The organism is Paraburkholderia fungorum (assembly GCF_003610895.1).
Taxonomy (GTDB): domain Bacteria; phylum Pseudomonadota; class Gammaproteobacteria; order Burkholderiales; family Burkholderiaceae; genus Paraburkholderia; species Paraburkholderia fungorum_B.
In genome coordinates this window covers 132,707-151,195 of record NZ_MCAS01000007.1, presented here as the reverse complement: position 1 = coordinate 151,195, position 18,489 = coordinate 132,707, and the positions used below count along the sequence as shown (strand labels likewise).

The window sequence follows — 18,489 nt, the reverse complement described above, 5'->3', positions numbered from 1 at the left end:
TGTGCCGGTAACGCGCCGCCCTAATGCCCCGGCTTCAGCGCCGCATACGTCCCCGGCGTAATTCCATAGGCACGCTTGAAAAGCCGGTTGAGATGGCTCTGATCGTAAAACCCCACGGCCGCGGCAGCCGTCGCCGCGCTATGCCCCGTGGCGAGCATGCGTTTGGCCGCGAGCAGCCGCACCTGCGTCGCATAAGCGTGGGGCGGCAGTCCGAACTCCTTGCAAAAGGCACGCGTGAGGTAATAGCGGCTAAGCCCCACCAGCTCAGCCAGTTCGTCTACCGGGATATCGCGCTCATAGTTGGCGGCGACATACTCACGCACTTGCGCCATCTTGCGGGCTTCGCGGCGTACCTCGCCGAGTTCGTGCCGCGACTGCCCATAGCGTCCGACCAGCATCCCCATCGCGGCCCACCAGTTCGCCTGCCGCTCCATCATCGGGACCGAGCCGTGTTCGTCGAGACTCGCATGCGCCTTGGTCAGCAGACCGGCAAGGTGTGCGTCCTGATAGAGCCCCGGCGGAATCAGAAGCGGTGTGTCGTCGCGCGAGTCGGGCGAAAACACCGCGCCCAGTGCCCCCAGGCCTTCCATGTCCAGATAGATGGCGCGATAGTTCCATTCGCGGCCCTCCCACACTTCGCCGCTGTGATACTCACCCGGCCCGAAAACCAGCACGCTGCCGGGCCCGGCGACGTCGGTGCCAGTGCGCGTATGACATTGACCCGCACCGGTTTGCGTCATGACGATAACGAGCTCGTCGTGCAGATGCCGGTCGAATTTGTGATCGCCGTAGCGGGCGATCGCGAGACAGGCGCCGTCGAGCGCGCCGTCTCGCCAGCACACCACCTCTGGTTCGCCTTTATCCGCTGTGTCCATGGGTCGCTCTCCGCTCTCCGGGATGCCTGTTAAGTCAATTCTATTCTGACCCGGCGATTGCGGCGGCCCTTGTTCTCGATCTTCACGATCCGGATCGGCCTTGATTGCGCCGTATTGGTCAGGTGCGTGCCACCGCAAGCCTGCCGGTCCAGGTCGCCGATCTCGACGATCCGCACCGAGCCATCGGAGGTAGGCGGCGGCGCCACCGAGAGGCTGCGGATCAGGCCCTGCGTCGACTTCGCCTCCGTTGCGCTGACGTAGTAGGTCCGCACGTCCATGGCGCTGCGAATCACCTCGTTGGCGGGTTCTTCGAGCAGGCGCAGCGCGTCGTTGTCCGCGTCGGGCAGGTCGAAGTCCATGCGGGCGGTGCCGTCGGCATTGATCTGCGCACCGGTCACGAGCGCACCGGCGAAGCGCTGGTAGACAAGCGCATTGAGAATATGCGTGGCGGTATGAAGCTGGGCGACGGTGGCACGCCGGGCGGCATCGACCGCCACGTGCACGTCGCCGCTCAGTTCGAGCGGCTCATCGAGCAGATGCCACAGCATGCCGCCTTCCGGCGCGACGCCGGTAATGCGAACGACGCCCTGCCCGTGCGTCAGCGTCGCCGCGTCCGACACCTGGCCGCCGCCGCCCGGGTGCAAGGCCGAACGGCCCAGCACGACTGCGCCGGGCCGGGATGCGATTACGCTCGTGTCGAACTCGAGTAGGTCCGGCTGCTCATGGCAAAGATAGTGCGCCACCTTGAAGTCCCCGCATGAAATGAAATGACTGATTACGCCTAGCATACGCAGTCTCGCGGGAGGCCGTCTTGGTCAAAAATGCTCTGTGCGAGGTGGGGGAAAGCCGGGGTCTGACCAGGGGTCTAACCGGCGCAACAGGACAATCGGGGCTGAACCACGGCCGGCAGACACTCACTCCAGCCGATCCGCCGCCATCCGCGTGACGATATCGAAGGCCTTCTGCGTCGCGCATTGATTCGCCGCCAGGATGCCGTCGAGAGAGACTAGCCGTTGATATAATTTTTCAAGGCATACGGGAACGGGCATGCCTTACCAAAACATCCACTTCACCCGTCAACCGTCAATCTGACTGGAAGATTCGATGTCCCAACAAATTGCCAACACGAGTCGACCACCTACCCTCACCGGGCTTTTCCTTATATTCAGCCGTATCGGGCTCACCAGTTTCGGCGGAGGCCTGAGCGGCTGGCTGCTGCGCGAATTCGTCCAGGATCGCGACTGGATCAGCGAAGAAGACTTTTTGAACGGTTTGGCTATTTCGCAGGCACTGCCGGGCATCAACGTCAAGAACATGGCGATCTGGATCGGCCACCGGCTGCTCGGCTGGCGCGGCGCGCTGCTGGCAGTCACGGGCATCATCGTTCCGCCCGCCATTCTGATTATTATTCTCGGCACGGTTTTCGAGCAGTTGCTGCACTTCCCCCTCGCTCACATCCTGCTCGCGGGCGCGGCCGCCGCGGCCACTGGGCTCTCGTTGTCGATGGGCGTGACAACAGCGCTCCGGGTGCCACGCAGACTCATTCCTCTGCTCTTTCTCGCGGGCACCTTCGTCGCGGTCGGCATATTGCGCCTGCCGCTGGTGTGGGTCGTAATCGGCGCAGGCGGCTTGAGCGTGCTGCTTGAATACCTCAAACTCCGCAAAGCCTAACCATGTCGAATCGCGTTCTTCTGCAGCTTGCCGCAGTTTTTGCGCCCCTGTCGCTGGTAACAATAGGCGGCGGCCAGGCCATCATCGCCGATATCCAACGGCAGGTTGTCGACGTGCATGGATGGATGACACATGCACAGTTCGGTGTCGACTTCGCGATTTCGCGCATGGCGCCTGGCCCGGGCTCGCTGCTGGCTACCTTGATCGGGTGGCAGATTGCCGGGTTCTGGGGTGCGGTGGTCGCCACGCTGGCGTTACTCGCTCCGACCGGCTTCCTGATTTACGGCGTGACCCACATCTGGGCACGCTATCAGGGCGCGGCGTGGCAATTGGCACTCGAGCGTGGACTGCGCCCCGTGGCCTCCGGCATGATCCTCGCCGCCGGGTGGGTTCTGCTGAAATCGCTCGACGGCGGACTTCCGGCCAAAGCGATTGCCGTCGTTTCTGTCGCGACGCTGCTCAGCACCCGAATCAATCCGCTGCTTCTATTGCTTTGCGGCGCCTTGCTGCTGCTCGGCATGTCGGAACTCAGCGCCAGCCTGCCGGCCATGCTCCAGGTGCATATGGCCGGCTAGGCTCTGTCTGCGTGCGCGTTTCAGCCCCGCGCGATGTGGGTCTCCGCAATCGAGCGGACGTCGATGCGGCGCGGCAGGATCGCGTCGCGATCCGCGCTATCGGCAACTTTCTGAAGTGCGGCGATATCCGCGTCGGTCACGAAGTGCTGCTTCAATGACGCGCGCTGGGTGATTTGCTTCGCGGCGTCTAGCGGTGAACGCGTCAATGTCGCGTAGATCTGCGCGTAGGCATCGGGATTTGCAAGCGCCCAATCGCCCGCGCGTTGCAGCCGGAGCAGAACGTCCGCGATGGCCGCACGTTTGCGCGCATCCGCAAGCGCGGCGCCCGACGCCGTGATGAAACCGAGCCCACTATTGATGCCGGACCCGTCGCGCAAAATGCGCGCGCCGCGTTGAATCGCAATGCCGTAGTACGGATCGAAGGTCGCCCACACGTCGATCGAACCGGACGCGAAAGCGGCAAACGCATCGACGGGCAGGATGAAGCGGACCTTGACATCGTCTTTCGAAAGTCCGGCTTCGGCGAGTGCGCCATACAACTGGAACTGCGAAATACTGCCGCGTGCGGACGACACGAACACGTCGCGCCCCTTCAGATCCGCCACCGTGCGAATCGGCGAATCGCGCGCAACCAGAATGCCGAGTTGCGCACCCGAGCCCACACGTGTCGCGACGATCTTCAGGCTCGGGTCACCCACCGCTGCGGCAAGCACCGGCAAGTCGCCCGCCGGAGCAAGATCGACGGCGCCCGCGCGTTGCGCTTCGAAGAGGGGTGCCGCGCCCTGGAAGTTGGCCCAGCGAAATGCGTACGGCGTACCGTCGAGCACCTTCGCCGCTTCCGCCAGCGCCCGGGTGCCGCCGGCTTGATCGCCGAGCACGATCGTCGTGGATGCCAGATCCGCAGCCTGCACGTTGCGCGCATGAAATGCGCCGGTTGCGGCCAGCGCCGGTACTGCGCCGAGCAGTTTCAGCGCGCGTCGCCGCGTGGAAAACGACGTGAAAACAGAAGCAGCCATATGCCCTCGCATGCAATATGTCTGCTAGCGTAGCGATCAGGACGTGCCGTGAGAATGATTCAATTGCGATATCTTTATCTCGAACGGACTGCTATCTTTTTCAGCCCGACGCGAGGCCATCGCTTACGGTTGCCCGAATATGCCGCGATAAGCGCCATACCTCGACAGAACGATCAACGCGCTGACCAGCGGCATCACCACCAATCCGCGCACGAGCATAGCCGCCGGGTTGGCCAGCAAGGCAGTTCCCGCGAGCGCCCCCGCGATTACGATTGCGTACAGGAGCGCAATGCGCCAGTTGCGCACGACGGCACGCAAACTTGCTGCCATCGCGTTCAGCGGTGAAATGTTGTTCAGCACCACCAGAGTCGGCGCAAACCAGACCAGCGAAGCCGCGAGCGCATAGCCGAGAAAATCGAATAGCGGCTCAAGCGCATTGCCCGATCCGTTGTGCGCGCCGTAGACGATCGTCAGATCATGCAGGCCATTGGGCATCACGGATGCCCTCATGGATACATGGAACACCGCGAACGAAATCAGTTGCCCCGCGCAAACAACGGCAGCGCCGCATACCCCGATCGCGATCAACGCATTGCGATGCACGTTGACGGCCTCGAGCGTCTCGCGAATCGCCCACGGGCGCGCATTGCTCGAGCGCTCCTGCATCAGCACCAGACCCGCGGCAAGGATCGGCCCGACGAGCACCGCGAGCAACCGCAACGGCGGCACCAGTTCGAACAACGTCGCAAAATCGGCACAACCAAGAATCGCCCCGAACCACAGCACCGGATTCGTGCGCGCGATCCGGAACCCTTGCGCGAGCCAGCCGGCCGCGCTCCGTAAGCTCGCCACACGGCTGTCTGGATAGCGCAGCCCGGGCGCACGTTGTGAGTGCGTGGGGACTGCAGTACCGCCTGAATAGTGCAGGTTCATGGCCGCTTCCTGTTTATCGAATGAGCACCGAAAGAAGATCGAAACGTCAGTCAATCCACACTGCGGTTCAGGCAGAGTGCCCTTCGTCGAGCCGGGCGGTAATCAGATCGAGTTGCCGCCGGACGTAGCGGACGAGGCCACGCCATGTAACGCGCGTCAACCACAAACACAGCCACAAGCCGACGATGCCGGCAACCAGCATCGCGAACCCGTAGATCATCGCGCCGATGCCCGAGCCATGCGATCCGACAACAACGGTGCTCTGCGAACCGTTCCGGATCGCAACGTGGTCGCGATCGATCACGACCGATTCCGATCCGCGGCGAACCACCAGGCTTTTGCCGCTGCCGTCCGTCCCCTGTACGAAGGACACGTGTTCGCCGTGGTTCCTGATATCCCATGCCATCGACTTCGCACCGGCTCCAATGCGAGCGACGGAAACTTTATCTCCTTCGTGATCCCTGAGATCGAGCGCGACGATATCGGCGGATGCGATAGACCATGTGCCGTCCGGGTCGACTTTGAACAGATCGCGCGCGCCGCCGACGGAATCGATCTTGAGGTTGCCGCCCTCATTCTTGATATCGATTGGGCCGGCAAGGGTCACGATGGAAATCCGTGTGGCCGCATCCGGCCGCAGCAGGAAACGGTCGCCGTCCACCTGGAATGCTTTCATGTTGGCGATTGCGAGGCCGACGTCACCCTGCGTGGGCGAGTGATCCGCATCACTGTTGTTGTTCGGCGCGCTGCTGTTGCCGCTGCCGCTCGCCTGCTGATCCGTTCTCACGTCACTGCTCTCAAAGGTGAACGGCACCGAATGGAACGGCGGCCACCCGAACAGATGGTGACTGCCTAGCGCGACCACCGTTACAAGCCCGGCAACCGTGAGCGCACCCGAGATCGCATAGCAGAACGTCAGTATCAGCAGGTAGAACATGAATGGAATCAGGAGAAGCAATTGCAACAGACCGAGCCCCGCAATCGACACGATCACCCGCATCAGGTTGCCGAACGAGCGCCGCGTCTCCCACTGGCGGAACGTTGCCTGCGCTTTCAGTTCGCGTGCAAGCTTGACCGGGTCGCCGAGCGCGGCAACCACTTCTGCTTCACTGCGCCCCGCTGCGAGCGCGTCGCCGAAGTACTCGCGATAGTCGGCGACGATTTCGTCGACTACCTGCTTCGGCAGACTCCGCAGTTCGTGGCGCAATTGCTGGATGAATGCGTCCTGCGTCATTGCTTTTCCCCTGTTCCTGAGGACGTACCGGACAAGGCCAGCACGCCATTGACTTCATCGACAAAACTGCGCCATTCGCTTTGCATTTCCGCCAGGCTGTTGCGACCCGCCGCCGTCAGCGAGTAGTACTTGCGTGGCGGCCCCGAGCTGGATTCCACGAAATAGGTCGACACCCACGCCTCGGCCTGCAAGCGGCGCATCAGCGGGTAGATCGTGCCCTCGCTGATCTCCATGGTTTCCGAAAGCGTCGAGACGAGCTCGTAGGCGTAGCTGTCGCCGCCGGCGAGGACAGCCAACACGCACATGTCGAGGGTTCCCTTCTTGAGCTGCGTTTTCATTCAGATCCATTACATTAATGTGCATAGCACGGTACCTTGCTATGCACTGGTGCGGAACACACTGATCCGCCAAAAGATGGACGAACTCTAGCACCCAGTATTGTTTAATGCAAGGTACTGTTTTATGCACAGGACGTCGCGACCAGCCGGACCCGCCTTCGATCATTCGCGACATTAATACAAAGGATTAGAAAACAGACTTTTACTTATTGTTTTTGGCTTCCGATAAAGGCACCAGGCCATGCGCGCAATGGCTGCGTTCATCCACTGAAACCGCCATGCCTCAAGGAGAAAGCCATGACGTCCCAGCGCCACGCGGACATGCCGCCGCCATCAGACGGAACCCCAGGCACCCCAGCCAACATGAACAGTATCGCGGTAGCGAGCGTGATCGGCACGACTGTCGAATGGTATGACCTGTTCGTTTTCGCCACCGCCTCGGCACTCGTTTTCAACAAGGTGTTCTTTCCCGGCTTTGTGCCGCTGGTCGGCACCTTGCTTGCATTCGGCACCTTCGCCTCCGCCTATCTCGCGCGCATTGTGGGCGCCGCGCTGTTCGGCCATTTCGGCGACCGCCTGGGGCGCAAGGCCATGCTGCTGGTCTCGCTCATCATTATGGGCATCGCGACATTCTCGATTGGCCTGCTGCCGAACTACGCGTCGATCGGAATCTGGGCGCCCATTCTGCTGCTCACCTTGCGCGTCATCCAGGGGCTCGCGCTCGGCGGCGAGTGGGGCGGCGCCGTGCTGATGGCGGTGGAACATGCGCCCGCCAACAAGCGCGGACTGTATGGATCGTGGGTGCAGATCGGCGTGCCCGCCGGCACCCTGATCGCCAATCTGGCGTTTCTGGTCAGCAATGCCATGCTGTCAAACGAGGCACTGCTCTCCTGGGGCTGGCGCATTCCGTTCCTGGCGAGCGCCCTGCTCGTAGGCGTTGGGCTGTATATCCGGTTGAATACATCGGAAACGCCGTCGTTTCGCAAGGTCAAGGAAGCCGACGCACAAGTCAAATTGCCGATCGCCGAGGTACTCACGCGCTACTGGAAGCAGGTTCTGCTCGGCGGCATCGCGACCATGTCGACCGGTACCTCGTTCAATCTGATCGTCGCCTTCGGGCTGACCTATGGCACGCAGACGCTGGGCTTCTCGCGCAACGCCATGCTCTCCATTGCCTTGATTGCCTGCGCGCTCTGCATCGTGTTGCTGCCGGCCTTCGGCAAGCTGTCCGATATCGTGGGCCGCAAGCCGGTGATTATCGGCGGCATCGTCGCGGAAGCCCTGCTTGCTTTTCCGCTTTTCTGGCTGCTGGATACGCGCGAGTTTTCGTTCGCACTGCTCGGTTATCTGCTGATGATAACCGCTTTCGCCGCGAACTACGGCCCCATCGCAACCTTCCTCGCGGAGTTGTTCGGCACCGAGGTTCGCTACTCCGGCCTCTCGGTGAGCTATATGCTGTCCGGGCTGCTCGGCAGTGCGGCCACGCCGATTGTCACCACCGCGCTGTTGTCCGCGACGGGCCGCGGTTCGTCGGTGGCGTGGTACATGATGGGCTCGGCCGCTGTGTCCGTGCTCGCGCTCGTGCTGCTCGCGGAAACGCTGCGCCGCGATATCTCATCCACGGCGCGCGCCCATGCCGCCACCGCGAGCCTTTCGTGAAGGCCTGATATGGAAACGGAAAACATTTCACTTATGCCCGCCACGGCAGAATCGTCCTTACTGCGCGGTCTTGAGGCCGTCAGTTTCCCGACGCTCGGGCACTTTCTGGAGAACGGCTTCGCGGACCATCTCATTCGCGCGATGGTCCCCAACGTGAAGGTGATCGGGCGCGCGGTAACGCTCAAACTGCTGTCGCCCGACGCCATTCCCGTGAACCACGCGCTGTCGCAACTCAAGCCCGGCGACGTGCTGGTGATCGACATGAACGGCAACCACGCGCATGCGCCGGTCGGAGCGGTCACGGCATGCGCCGCGCTCAACGCCGGCGCGAGCGGCGTTATCGTCGACGGCGTGGTGACCGATCTCATCGAACTACGCAGCACGGGGCTGCCGGTGTTCGCGCGCGGCACGTCTTTGCTGACGACCAAGAAACGCGATACGGAGTCGAGTCTGTTCAACGAGCCGGTGATGTGCGGCGGGATCGTGGTGAGACCAGGCGACATCGTGCTGGCCGACGACAACGGCGTGCTGTTCGCGCAAGCGCCGGCCCTCACTGCCGTGATCGATCTGGCGCTCGCATCCGATCGCGCGGAGCCCGCCATCCTGGCCCGGCTCAATGCCAAAGAACCGGTTCACGAGGTTCTGCAATGCGTTACGCCGTCAACTATTCGCGCCGCTAATGATCAGCATTAAAACAATGAAATTGACGGATACTGACTCACTAACGAACACTACGCGCACTACAGTTACAGCTACAGCAAGCGAGAACCAGGGAGACTTCTGAAATGCAATCCACGCCAACACCCGATCGCATAAGCGAAAAACCGGCGCCGCTGGGCGACGAACAGCAGGTACGGGAGGAACTGGCGGCGCTCTACCGGCTGGCCGCTCACTTCCGCATGACCGACATGATCGACACGCACATCACGGCACGCCTGCCCGGCGCGCCGGGCGAGCCGCCGGCATTTCTGATCAACCGCTATGGCGTGCTGTTCCACGAGATGCGCGCGTCGGACCTCGTGAAGATCGATCATCTCGGCAATGTCATCGATGAACGGGCGCACAGCGAGCCCGCGCTATTTCGCGTGAACGCCGCCGGGTTCACGATTCATTCCGCCATTCACGCGGCACGCGACGATCTGCATTTCGTGATCCACACGCATACGGCCGCCGGCACGGCGGTATCGGCCCAGGAGCAGGGGTTGCTGCCGATCAGCCAGCATGCGCTGAAGTTTTACGGCAAGCTCGCCTATCACGATTACGAAGGCATCGCGCTCGAACTCGGCGAGCGCGAGCGTCTGGTGCGCGACCTCGGTTCATGCAAGGCGATGATTCTGCGCAATCACGGGCTGCTCGCGGCAGGCACCACGGCCGCTGAAGCCTTCCACGAAATCTATTTCCTCGAACGGGCCTGTCAGGCGCAAATCCAGGCGCTGGCCGGCGGCAGCGCGCTGCGCATTCCGCCGCGAGAAGTGTGCGAGCTGACCGCGAGCCAGTTCGCCCGCGAAGACTCCGCGGAAATTGCGGAACTGGCGTGGCGCGCGGCGCTACGACTGATCGACGATCCGCAATCCGACTACCGCAACTAGGCCCGCTTTCCGATTCGATGCAATGACCAAACTCGTTCTGATGAGCCGTGACTACGACATGTCACATCTGGTGCAGCCGATTCAGCGTGCCGCTCCTGACCTCGAGGTCGTGATGCACGGCGAGCAATCCGCGGGCGACGCGGAAATCGCCGTGTGCTGGAACCCACCGGCCGGCGCACTGGCGGCGCTGCCGAAACTGCGGCTCGTGCATAGCATCGCCGCGGGTGTCGACAACATTCTGTCCGATCCTGCCCTGCCCGCCGTGCCGCTGTGCCGCGTCGTCGATCCACAACATGCACGTGGAATGGGCGAATTCGTTACGTGGGGGGTGCTGCACTTTCATCGTCAACTCGACCGCGTGCTCGCCAATCAGCGTCTTGACCGCTGGTTCCGCCACGATCAGCGCGATGCGTCCGAATGCGCCGTGGGCATCATGGGACTGGGGGAAATCGGCAGCCGCGTCGCGACGGATTTGCAGCGCTTCGGCTTCGCGGTGCGCGGCTGGGCGCGCAAGCCCCGTGAACTGCCGGGCGTGACTACTTTCGCCGGCCCCGAGCAGCTCAAACCATTTCTCCAGGGCACCGACATCCTCGTGTGCCTCCTGCCGCTCACGCACGAAACCCGCGGAATTCTCAACGCGAACACCTTCGAACACTTGCGCCCGGGCGCGAAACTGATTCACGTTGGCCGCGGCGAGCACCTGGTGCCCGCGGATCTGATCGCTGCGCTCACAAGCGGACAGATCGGCGGCGCGATCGTCGATGTGTTTCCGACCGAACCGCTACCACGCGAAGATCCGCTGTGGCGGGCTCCGAATCTGATCGTGACGCCCCACATGGCGTCGGTTGCCAGCTCGGCGACGATCGGCACGCAAGTGGCGCACAACGCACGCAGGCTGATCCGCGGCGAGCCACTGCAGAATGTAGTGGACGTCACGCGTGGTTACTGAGCGCGCTTATTGACCACAACTACCGGGCGGCGCGCTAACGTTCAGCGCCTTCCGCCTGGCCGTCGATGAACACATTCAGCGCATCGATAAACGCGGCTTCAGCAGCGCTCAGCTTGCGGTCCTGTGACCACAGCATATAGATATCGAGGTCGGCCACGCCGTCATCCGGCGGCAGCCGCTGAAGGCGGCCTTGAGCAATGTCGTCGCGCACCACGTGTTCCGGCAGGCAACCGATACCGAAGCCCGCGAAGATGAAACGCCGCACCTCGGTCATGCTCGACGATGAGCCGACCACGCGCCCCGTGAAGCCCATCTCGTCACGAAAAAACGTGAGCGGGGACATGTGGTCACCCACCTTGTCGCCAGTGAAGGAGACGAACTTTTCGCCCGCCAGGTCGGCAACCCGGATGTCGCTGCGTCCAAAGAGCGGATGATGGCGTCCGCAGAAAAGCGCATACCGTTGCCGCAGAAACACGCGGCTGTCGACTCGTTTGGGTAACGCGCGCCGCGGCGTCAGCCCAAGCGTCGCGGATTTTTGCTGCAGACTGTTCACCACATCGGCGCTGCGCATCTCCTGACTTTCGAGTTCGATGCGCGGATAGGTGCGGTGAAACTCGGCAAGAAACGTATCGTAGGCCGGAAAATCAATGCCGCTGACGGTACTCACGCGCACCATGCCGGAGATATCGTGATCGCGATCCACTTCGGCAAGCGACAGGCGCGAGATCGTGCCGTACACGTCCTCAGCAATCTGTTTCACTTCGATACCGGCCTGCGTGACCTCGATACGCGGACCGTGACGGTCCACGAGGCGCAGTCCCAACTGCTCCTCCAGACGCCGCAGCGCCTGGCTCACGGCGGGCTGTGTCAGATGCAGCCTGGCCGCCGCGCGACTCACGCTGCCCTCTTTCGCAATGGCGAGAAAAGTGCGCAGCAGATTCCAGTCAAGGCGGTCGTTCAGGTAGGTGTCCGGGCGGTCTTTGCTCACGATGAGCCTCACTGTTTACATCATCCACGAAAATTATACTGAGGATTAGAATTAGAAATTAGACTTATCATTTTTGATTACCGATAAAGGCATCACGACGAACCCGACGCGGCGATTGCGCCGCGGCTTCAGGAGTATGTGATGCTAAAAATCAATGGTGAGCGGCTCTGGACGAGCCTGATGAACATGGCCGCCGTCGGCGCCACCCCCGCAGGCGGCGTGCGGCGCCTCGCACTGAGCGCGCAGGACGCGGCAGGCCGGGCGCTTTTTTCGCAGTGGTGCATCGAGGCCGGGCTCACGTTGTCCGTCGATCAGGTGGGCAATCTTTTCGCGCGGCGCGCCGGCAAACGGAACGGCGCAGCGCCCGTTGCGAGCGGAAGTCACCTTGACACCCAGCCCGAGGGCGGCCGCTTCGACGGGGTCTACGGCGTGCTCGCCGCGCTCGAAGTCGTACGCACCTTGAACGACGCGAACATTGAAACCGACAAGCCCATCGAGATCGTCGTGTGGACCAATGAGGAAGGCGCGCGCTTCACGCCGGCCATGCTCGGATCGGCAGCCTTCACCGGCGTCATGCCGCTCGCCCAGGCGTTGAGCACGCGCGATGCCGACGGCACCTCGGTCGAAGATGCTCTGCAAACCACCGGCTATGCCGGCACGCGCGCCGTGCCCGGCATTGTCTTCGACGCGTACTTCGAGGCGCACATTGAACAGGGTCCCGTTCTCGAGGAAAGCGGCGTGCCGATCGGCGTCGTGACAGGCGGCCAGGCGATTCGCTGGCTCGACGTGCGCGTGCGTGGCCAGGCAGCGCATGCGGGCACGACGCCGATGCAGTACCGCCGCGACGCGCTGTTCGCGAGCGCGGAAATGGCCGCGGAACTGGAGCGCATCGCAGCGGAGTTTTTCCCGCAAGGTCTCGCCACCATTGGTGAGCTGCACATACGCAATGCGTCGCGCAATACCATCGCCGCGGACCTGACGTTCACGGTGGACCTGCGCCATCCGGACGATACGCTGATCGGCAACATGGAAACCGCGCTGCGCGAGCGCTTCGAGACGATTGCAAAACGCCGCCGCCAGACGGTCGAGATAACACAGCATTGGGTCAGCCCGGCCACGCCGTTCGACCCGCTGTGCATTGCCGCGGTCAGCCACGCGGTGGAAGCGCTGGACTATCCGCATCAACGCATCATCAGTGGCGCCGGACACGACGCGATCCATCTCGCCAAACATTGTCCGACGGCGATGATTTTTATTCCCTGCGTCGACGGTCTGAGCCATAACGAAGCCGAAGATGCGTTGCCGGAAGACGTCAGGCGTGGCACGGACGTGCTGCTTCACGCGATGCTGGCGCGCGCGGGGCAAGCCGCATGAACCCCCATCAAACGGTGCGTGCGCCAGGTGTGCGGCGCACATGGCTCTTCGTGCCCGGCAACAATCCCATGGCCCACGCCGCAGCTCTGCGCAGCGGCGCCGACGCCGTGGTCGCCGACCTGGAAGAGATGACCTCGCCGCAAGACCGGCCGCAGGCACGCGAGCGCATTGTCACGCTATTGCGCGACGCGGCGGCGGCCGGCACGTTCGGCTCGGTACGGATCAACACCCTGGAGCACGACGGCCATGCCGATCTCGAAGGCGTCATGCCCGGCCACCCACGGGCAATTTTTCTGCCGCACGCGCAAGGCACGGCCCAACTGGCCGCGCTCGACGATGCGCTCGCCGTCATCGAGCGCAAGCTGGGCATTCCGGCGGGCTCGACGGAGGTGGTTCCAGTTATCGAATCCGCACAGGGTCTGGTCAATCTGGGCGCGCTGCTTCACGTGGGAGCACGCATAAAGTGCTGCATGCTCGCGGTCGAAGACCTGGCGGCGAATCTCGGCGCGCGCCGCACGCCTGGCGGCAACGAACTGCTCTACGCACGTAGCCGCTTTCTGGTCGAGTGCGTTGCCGCCGGCTGTGTGCCGATCGATCTTCCGTGTACGTATCGGGCGGCGCAGGTGCTGGAACGTGACATGGACCTCTCCACGCAACTCGGATTTACCTCGAAAAGCGTCGTGTTTGCGGAGCACGTGCCGGCGATTCACCGTGCGCTGACGCCGACCAAGGAAGACGTGCGGGCTGCGCATGACCTCATCGCCGCGCACGCGGCACAGCAGGCGAATCCGTCCGCCACCGACGGATCGGCATGGATCGACTACCCGGAACGCAATAACGCGCAACGATTGATCGCGCGCGATGCGCTGCTGCGCGCCTTTGACGACAGCCGCAACGCATAGCCTTGGCAAACGCGCAGGCAAACGATCCCGCAAACATTAGCCATCCTGATAGTGAAGATTAAAAATCCGAATTTGGCAGGCGCATTTCGGCGACCGATAAAAACGCTAATCAAACCCACGCTGCCGTCCATCAACAGGATTCTCCATGTCCCATTCTGAACAGACGCACCAGCCCGTACGCGCCGCCACCGCGGCTTTTATCGGCACGGCCGTCGAGTACTACGACTACTACACCTATGCGACGGCCGCCGCGCTCGTGCTCGGCGAGGTGTTCTTCCCCAGCAGCAATCACTTCCTCAGTACGATGGCCTCGTTCGGCACGTTCTTTGTCGGCTTCGTGGCGCGCCCGTTGAGCGGCGCGGTCTTCGGGCATCTCGGCGACAAGCTCGGTCGCAAGAAGATGCTGCTGCTGACCATGTTCCTGATGGGGATCGCCACCACCGGCATCGGTCTGTTGCCCGGCTATAGCAGCATTGGCATCTGGGCGCCGGTTCTGCTGGTGCTGCTGCGGATTCTGCAAGGTATTGCCGTGGGCGGCGAATGGGGCGGCGCGGTGCTGATGGCGAGCGAGCATGCGCCGGCCGGCCGTAAAACGTTCTTCGCGTCGCTGCCGCAGATGGGCAGCCCGGTCGGCCTGATTCTTTCGCTTGTGTCGTTCAGGCTCGTTACCTCGCTCGATCACGACAGCTTCGTGGCCTGGGGCTGGCGCCTGCCGTTTCTGGCCAGCTTCGTGCTGCTGTTGATCGGCATGGCGATCCGTCTCGGCGTCAAGGAGTCGCCCGAGTTCGAGCTGCTTCGCAAGAATCGCGAGGTGCTGAAGTCGCCCGTCAAGGAAGTGCTGCGTACCGCCTGGTACCCGATCGTCATGGCGGCGATGGCTACGACAATCGGCTCCGCCGGATTCTTCTTCACCAACACGTTCATGATTTCGTATGTCACAGGTTATCTCGGCATGTCGAAATCATTCATTCTCGATTGCCTGTTTGTGGTCACCCTGATCCAGTTGGCGTCGCAGCCGATTTCGGCACTGCTGGCGCAACGCGTTGGCGAGACCCGCTTTCTGACCTGGGCGGCCCTCGTGTCCATGTTCACGCCCTACCCGATGTTCCTGCTCGTCAAGACGCAAAGCCCCGTCGCGATCGTGGCAGGCATCTCGCTCGCGGTGGTGGTGCTGTCCGCCACCTACGCCGTCATCGCCGGTTTCATGACGCCGGCATTTCCAACGCAGGTCCGCTACTCCGGCATTTCGATCGCCTATCAACTGTGCGCGACAATCGCCGGTGGAACGACGCCGTTGATCGGGACGATGCTCGCGCAGAACTACAAGGGCGAGTGGCTGCCGCTGGCGATGTTCTTCACGCTGCTTTCGGCCGTGTCGCTGGTTGGTATCGTGGGGCTTGGGCGTTATCGCAAGGGGATACGCGCGGAGGAAACCACGGCAGTGCTAGCCAGTTAGGGCCGCCCGGCAGAGGACGATCAGACGCGATGCGAATCCGGCCGGCAAAAGCGCCATTGATCGAATCACGCCGGCCTAGAGCGACGCGCCCCCGCACATCACGATCTGCTGCCCGGTAATCGCACCCGCATCGGCACCGAGCAGGAAGGCGGTCAACGCGGCCACTTCCGACGGTTTGACGAAGCGGCCGATCGGCGGCAATTTAGGCGGCGTACCGGCTCGCGCGGGATGGCTGAGCAGCGGCGTATCGGTGGCGCCTGGCGCCACCACATTGACGGTGATGCCGCGCGGCGCGAGTTCGGCGGCCCAGGATCGGGCCATGCCGACCAGTGCCGCCTTGGTCGCGGCATATTGGCTGCGGGTAGGAGCGCCATTTGCCGTCCGGCTGCCGATCAGCACAATACGGCCACCTGTGGACAGGTTCGGCAACAGCGCATTGACGAGAAATGCAGCCGCGTCGACATGAATCCGCCACATCGCCGCACCGTCTTCGGCGGCCAGTTCGCCTAACGGCGCCGTGCGCATGAAGCCGGCTGCATGCACGAACGCATCGCAGGCGCCGATGGCATCGACAACAGGCACCAGCGCGGCAAAATCCGTCACGTCGACGGGGATAATCTTCAGGTGCTCGACGTCGTGCTTCGCCGGTGTCCGGCACAGGCCCGTTACGCGCCACCCTTGCGCCAGCAGGCGCTGGACGATCGCCTCGCCGATTCCCGACGACGCACCCGTGACCACGGCGTGCTTCTGTTCAACAGACTTCGCTGTCACTCCGCTTCCCCTCGAAAATCGGTCACGGAGAGGCGTCGCGAACGCTTAGCGGGCCGCCACGGTCTCCACCGTCACCTCGCCTCGCTCATCGAACAAGGCCAGTTCCTGCGGCTCAGCCGCGTCATCGGTAATCAACGTCCAGTCGCGCTCGAGCGGCGTCCAATGCTGCTGGCTGGCGCGGCCGAGCTTGTCGGCGGTAACCAGCACGAACACGCTCGCTGCCTGGCGGATCACACATTCCTTCAGATACGCCTGCTCGGCCGTCGCCTCACACAAGCCACGTGTTGCCGTCACACCGTCGGCACCGAGAAACGCCTTGTCGAAACTCAGGCGGCTCAGCGCAAGCTGCGCCAGCGGCCCGAGCGTACTCATGCTCGACGAGCGGATATCGCCGCCAATCAAGGTCACCCGCACCTTGCTGGCCGCGAGCGCGCCGACCACCAGCAGATTGTTCGTCACGACATGAATCGAGAGATGCCCGATCAATTGCCGTGCAAGCGCCGCGGTGGTGGTCCCGCCATCGAGAAACAACGTGTCGTCTTGCTGGACATGCGCGAGCGCCGCGCGCGCGATCGCATCTTTCTGCTCGCGAAAGCTCTCGCTGCGCTCGTCGAGCGAAGCTTCCGGCTCGTGCGCGCTCACCGCCGCCGCGCCGCCGTAGGTGCGCAGAATCTGCCGGTCCTCCGCGAGCGCGCGCAAATCGCGCCGTACGGTCGCCTCGGACATGCCGAAGTGCTCGCACAAGGTACCGACATCTGTCATCCCGCCCAGCACAGCGTGAAGCATCGCCTCGCGGCGTTTCGCAACTTTCATGATCTTGGATCGGAGGAACCGGTTAAGCGACAGCGCGCCATAAGCGCGCGAAAAAGTGTGCCTAGTGTAGCGAATTTCCATTCGTACGCCGTGTCCCTTGCCGGTCCGCTCAAAACCGGCTCATCCATCCCTGCCGTTTCACTTACGGCATGAGCCGCGCACCCAGCTTTCGTCGACGCTCACGTATTTGATCCGTTGACGGAAGTACGTGAAAGCAATATGCAATGCGCCGTCGGCCGATTGCACGATCGACGGGTACGAATACTCGCGGTTGCGCTGCTCGGCCGAGTTGTTCGTCATGCAGTAGCCGTCGCCGATTTCCAGATTGCGCCGGCGCGGCCAGGTGTGGCCGCCGTCTTCGGAAACAGCCAGTGACATCGGGCTGCGCGGCGCGCCCCAGAATGCGCTGCCGTGCGCCGATGCGCCTTGATCGCGCAACGCGCCGCTGTCTTCCGAATCTTCGATATCGTCGTACAGTGAGGCGCGCCGCCCGGTGCTATGCGACGCGTCGCTCTCGTTGAACACCAGTGCGAGATGGCCGTTCTTCAGCGGCACGAACTGGATCGACGAGTTGTTGTTCGGTAACGTGGTTGCTTGCGGCGCGCTCCACGTGCGGCCATCGTTGGAGCGGCTCGCGTAGATAAAATCCGCCCAGCGGCTGCGAAACAGTGCGAGCAGGGAGCCGTCGGCGAGTACCTGCACGTTCATATGCACGCAACCCACGCTGTCGGGCACCTCATGCTCGCGCCACGAGCGCCCTTCGTCTTCGGAAATCAGCACGGCGCTGATGTCGTTGTTGCCAACCCAGCGTTCACCGGGTTCGGTGCGGCACAGGAACACCGGGCACAACCATGCGCCGTCCGGCAGGACGACGATCGGTTGACGCACGAAGGTGCCCGCACGATCGAACAACGTCTCGATCGGCCCCCAGGTTATGCCGCCGTCGGACGAGATGCGCCGCCGCACGATCGCCGTGTTCTGATGGCCGGACAACTGCGCGGTATAGGTGAGCCACAAACGGCCATCGGGCGCGGTAAACAGCACGGGGTTCTGCTCGGAGCGTGTCGGGTCGTTCGAGAGCTTCTCGGGCTCGGACCAGACGCCGGCACCCGCACGCAAGCGCGACATGTAGATCGACACGTCGGGAATCCCCTCCTGCGTGCCGCCAAACCAGACACACAGCAGGTCGCCATTGGGCAGCGCATGCAGGTTGGCCGCGTGGTTCTGCACGCACGGGGACGGCAACCAGGCGTCGTGGCGCTGCGCATCGGCGTAGGCCACGCGCACATGGCCGTCCCATGCCGCCGGAGTGGGGGCTTCTGTGAGGATGGAAGTCATCCGGAGTT

General features: G+C 63.0%; 19 protein-coding genes. 9 read left to right on the top strand and 10 right to left on the bottom strand.

Annotated features, from left to right (window positions below):
- Positions 1-20 precede the first annotated feature (20 nt).
- Entirely contained in the window at positions 21-875 is an 855-nt protein-coding gene (locus BCY88_RS08960; RefSeq protein WP_120343906.1) for an AraC family transcriptional regulator, read from the bottom strand.
- Positions 876-904: 29 nt separating this feature from the next.
- Positions 905-1,618, bottom strand: coding sequence for an alanyl-tRNA editing protein (locus BCY88_RS08955; protein ID WP_120343965.1), 714 nt, complete (start codon positions 1,616-1,618; stop codon positions 905-907).
- Positions 1,619-1,979: 361 nt separating this feature from the next.
- Here BCY88_RS08955 and BCY88_RS08950 point away from each other — a divergent pair, with 361 nt between their 5' ends.
- Both BCY88_RS08950 and BCY88_RS08945 read left to right on the top strand, forming a co-directional pair.
- Complete coding sequence (locus BCY88_RS08950) at positions 1,980-2,546, top strand: chromate transporter (RefSeq protein WP_120343905.1); 567 nt, start codon at positions 1,980-1,982, stop codon at positions 2,544-2,546.
- Between the two features lie 2 nt (positions 2,547-2,548).
- Positions 2,549-3,121: a chromate transporter gene (locus BCY88_RS08945; RefSeq protein ID WP_120343904.1), complete on the top strand. Its 573-nt coding sequence runs from the start codon at positions 2,549-2,551 to the stop codon at positions 3,119-3,121.
- Between the two features lie 20 nt (positions 3,122-3,141).
- On the opposite strand, the gene BCY88_RS08940 is transcribed toward BCY88_RS08945, so the two are convergent.
- The 4 genes from BCY88_RS08940 to BCY88_RS08925 form a co-directional block, all read right to left on the bottom strand.
- Entirely contained in the window at positions 3,142-4,137 is a 996-nt protein-coding gene (locus tag BCY88_RS08940) for an ABC transporter substrate-binding protein (RefSeq protein ID WP_120343903.1), read from the bottom strand.
- A 123-nt stretch (positions 4,138-4,260) separates the two neighbouring features.
- On the bottom strand, positions 4,261-5,070 hold the full coding sequence (locus BCY88_RS08935; protein ID WP_120343902.1) for a BPSS1780 family membrane protein: 810 nt from the start codon (positions 5,068-5,070) through the stop codon (positions 4,261-4,263).
- A gap of 67 nt (positions 5,071-5,137) precedes the next feature.
- Positions 5,138-6,304, bottom strand: coding sequence for a DUF1700 domain-containing protein (locus BCY88_RS08930; RefSeq protein WP_120343901.1), 1,167 nt, complete (start codon positions 6,302-6,304; stop codon positions 5,138-5,140).
- Positions 6,301-6,642 carry a PadR family transcriptional regulator gene (locus BCY88_RS08925; RefSeq protein ID WP_120343900.1) on the bottom strand — a complete coding sequence of 114 codons (342 nt, stop codon included), beginning with the start codon at positions 6,640-6,642 and terminating at the stop codon, positions 6,301-6,303. The genes BCY88_RS08930 and BCY88_RS08925 overlap by 4 nt, the downstream gene beginning before the upstream one ends.
- A 297-nt stretch (positions 6,643-6,939) precedes the next feature.
- On the opposite strand from BCY88_RS08925, the gene BCY88_RS08920 reads away from it, so the two are divergent.
- The 4 genes from BCY88_RS08920 (at position 6,940) to BCY88_RS08905 (ending at position 10,839) form a co-directional block, all read left to right on the top strand.
- A complete protein-coding gene (locus tag BCY88_RS08920; protein ID WP_259461289.1) occupies positions 6,940-8,301 on the top strand; it encodes an MFS transporter in 1,362 nt (453 codons plus the stop codon).
- A gap of 33 nt (positions 8,302-8,334) precedes the next feature.
- Entirely contained in the window at positions 8,335-8,994 is a 660-nt protein-coding gene (locus tag BCY88_RS08915) for an RraA family protein (protein ID WP_120343899.1), read from the top strand.
- A 92-nt stretch (positions 8,995-9,086) separates the two neighbouring features.
- Complete coding sequence (locus BCY88_RS08910; protein ID WP_183081321.1) at positions 9,087-9,890, top strand: class II aldolase/adducin family protein; 804 nt, start codon at positions 9,087-9,089, stop codon at positions 9,888-9,890.
- Positions 9,891-9,912: 22 nt separating this feature from the next.
- The gene (locus BCY88_RS08905) at positions 9,913-10,839 is read left to right on the top strand and encodes a 2-hydroxyacid dehydrogenase (RefSeq protein ID WP_183081320.1); all 927 of its coding nucleotides are present in this window, start codon (positions 9,913-9,915) and stop codon (positions 10,837-10,839) included.
- A 34-nt stretch (positions 10,840-10,873) separates the two neighbouring features.
- Here BCY88_RS08905 and BCY88_RS08900 read toward each other — a convergent pair whose 3' ends face one another.
- Entirely contained in the window at positions 10,874-11,827 is a 954-nt protein-coding gene (locus tag BCY88_RS08900; RefSeq protein WP_120343961.1) for a LysR family transcriptional regulator, read from the bottom strand.
- Between the two features lie 141 nt (positions 11,828-11,968).
- On the opposite strand from BCY88_RS08900, the gene BCY88_RS08895 reads away from it, so the two are divergent.
- The 3 genes from BCY88_RS08895 to BCY88_RS08885 all read left to right on the top strand — a co-directional run bounded on the left by BCY88_RS08895 (position 11,969) and on the right by BCY88_RS08885 (position 15,559).
- Positions 11,969-13,201: a Zn-dependent hydrolase gene (locus tag BCY88_RS08895; RefSeq protein ID WP_120343898.1), complete on the top strand. Its 1,233-nt coding sequence runs from the start codon at positions 11,969-11,971 to the stop codon at positions 13,199-13,201.
- The gene (locus tag BCY88_RS08890) at positions 13,198-14,103 is read left to right on the top strand and encodes an HpcH/HpaI aldolase/citrate lyase family protein (RefSeq protein ID WP_120343897.1); all 906 of its coding nucleotides are present in this window, start codon (positions 13,198-13,200) and stop codon (positions 14,101-14,103) included. The genes BCY88_RS08895 and BCY88_RS08890 overlap by 4 nt, the downstream gene beginning before the upstream one ends.
- 145 nt (positions 14,104-14,248) lie before the next feature.
- Positions 14,249-15,559 carry an MFS transporter gene (locus BCY88_RS08885; protein WP_120343896.1) on the top strand — a complete coding sequence of 437 codons (1,311 nt, stop codon included), beginning with the start codon at positions 14,249-14,251 and terminating at the stop codon, positions 15,557-15,559.
- A 75-nt stretch (positions 15,560-15,634) separates the two neighbouring features.
- Here BCY88_RS08885 and BCY88_RS08880 read toward each other — a convergent pair whose 3' ends face one another.
- The 3 genes from BCY88_RS08880 to BCY88_RS08870 all read right to left on the bottom strand — a co-directional run bounded on the left by BCY88_RS08880 (position 15,635) and on the right by BCY88_RS08870 (position 18,481).
- Positions 15,635-16,330, bottom strand: a complete 696-nt coding sequence (locus BCY88_RS08880; RefSeq protein WP_120343895.1) for an SDR family NAD(P)-dependent oxidoreductase — start codon at positions 16,328-16,330, stop codon at positions 15,635-15,637.
- Positions 16,331-16,375: 45 nt separating this feature from the next.
- Positions 16,376-17,143 carry a DeoR/GlpR family DNA-binding transcription regulator gene (locus tag BCY88_RS08875; RefSeq protein WP_120343960.1) on the bottom strand — a complete coding sequence of 256 codons (768 nt, stop codon included), beginning with the start codon at positions 17,141-17,143 and terminating at the stop codon, positions 16,376-16,378.
- 138 nt (positions 17,144-17,281) lie between these two features.
- Entirely contained in the window at positions 17,282-18,481 is a 1,200-nt protein-coding gene (locus BCY88_RS08870) for a sialidase family protein (protein WP_120343894.1), read from the bottom strand.
- Between the last annotated feature and the right edge of the window lie 8 nt (positions 18,482-18,489).

Bases quoted from the DNA above. Each gene is read 5' to 3' on its own strand.
- BCY88_RS08945 (WP_120343904.1), top strand. From the start codon at position 2,549: ATGTCGAATCGCGTTCTTCTGCAGCTTGCCGCAGTTTTTGCGCCCCTG.
- BCY88_RS08940 (WP_120343903.1), bottom strand. From the start codon at position 4,137: ATGGCTGCTTCTGTTTTCACGTCGTTTTCCACGCGGCGACGCGCGCTG.
- BCY88_RS08930 (WP_120343901.1), bottom strand. From the start codon at position 6,304: ATGACGCAGGACGCATTCATCCAGCAATTGCGCCACGAACTGCGGAGT.
- BCY88_RS08950 (WP_120343905.1), top strand. From the start codon at position 1,980: ATGTCCCAACAAATTGCCAACACGAGTCGACCACCTACCCTCACCGGG.
- BCY88_RS08905 (WP_183081320.1), top strand. From the start codon at position 9,913: ATGACCAAACTCGTTCTGATGAGCCGTGACTACGACATGTCACATCTG.
- BCY88_RS08885 (WP_120343896.1), top strand. From the start codon at position 14,249: ATGTCCCATTCTGAACAGACGCACCAGCCCGTACGCGCCGCCACCGCG.
- BCY88_RS08890 (WP_120343897.1), top strand. From the start codon at position 13,198: ATGAACCCCCATCAAACGGTGCGTGCGCCAGGTGTGCGGCGCACATGG.
- BCY88_RS08920 (WP_259461289.1), top strand. From the start codon at position 6,940: ATGACGTCCCAGCGCCACGCGGACATGCCGCCGCCATCAGACGGAACC.
- BCY88_RS08910 (WP_183081321.1), top strand. From the start codon at position 9,087: ATGCAATCCACGCCAACACCCGATCGCATAAGCGAAAAACCGGCGCCG.
- BCY88_RS08935 (WP_120343902.1), bottom strand. From the start codon at position 5,070: ATGAACCTGCACTATTCAGGCGGTACTGCAGTCCCCACGCACTCACAA.
- BCY88_RS08925 (WP_120343900.1), bottom strand. From the start codon at position 6,642: ATGAAAACGCAGCTCAAGAAGGGAACCCTCGACATGTGCGTGTTGGCT.
- BCY88_RS08915 (WP_120343899.1), top strand. From the start codon at position 8,335: ATGCCCGCCACGGCAGAATCGTCCTTACTGCGCGGTCTTGAGGCCGTC.
- BCY88_RS08895 (WP_120343898.1), top strand. From the start codon at position 11,969: ATGCTAAAAATCAATGGTGAGCGGCTCTGGACGAGCCTGATGAACATG.
- BCY88_RS08960 (WP_120343906.1), bottom strand. From the start codon at position 875: ATGGACACAGCGGATAAAGGCGAACCAGAGGTGGTGTGCTGGCGAGAC.
- BCY88_RS08870 (WP_120343894.1), bottom strand. From the start codon at position 18,481: ATGACTTCCATCCTCACAGAAGCCCCCACTCCGGCGGCATGGGACGGC.
- BCY88_RS08875 (WP_120343960.1), bottom strand. From the start codon at position 17,143: ATGAAAGTTGCGAAACGCCGCGAGGCGATGCTTCACGCTGTGCTGGGC.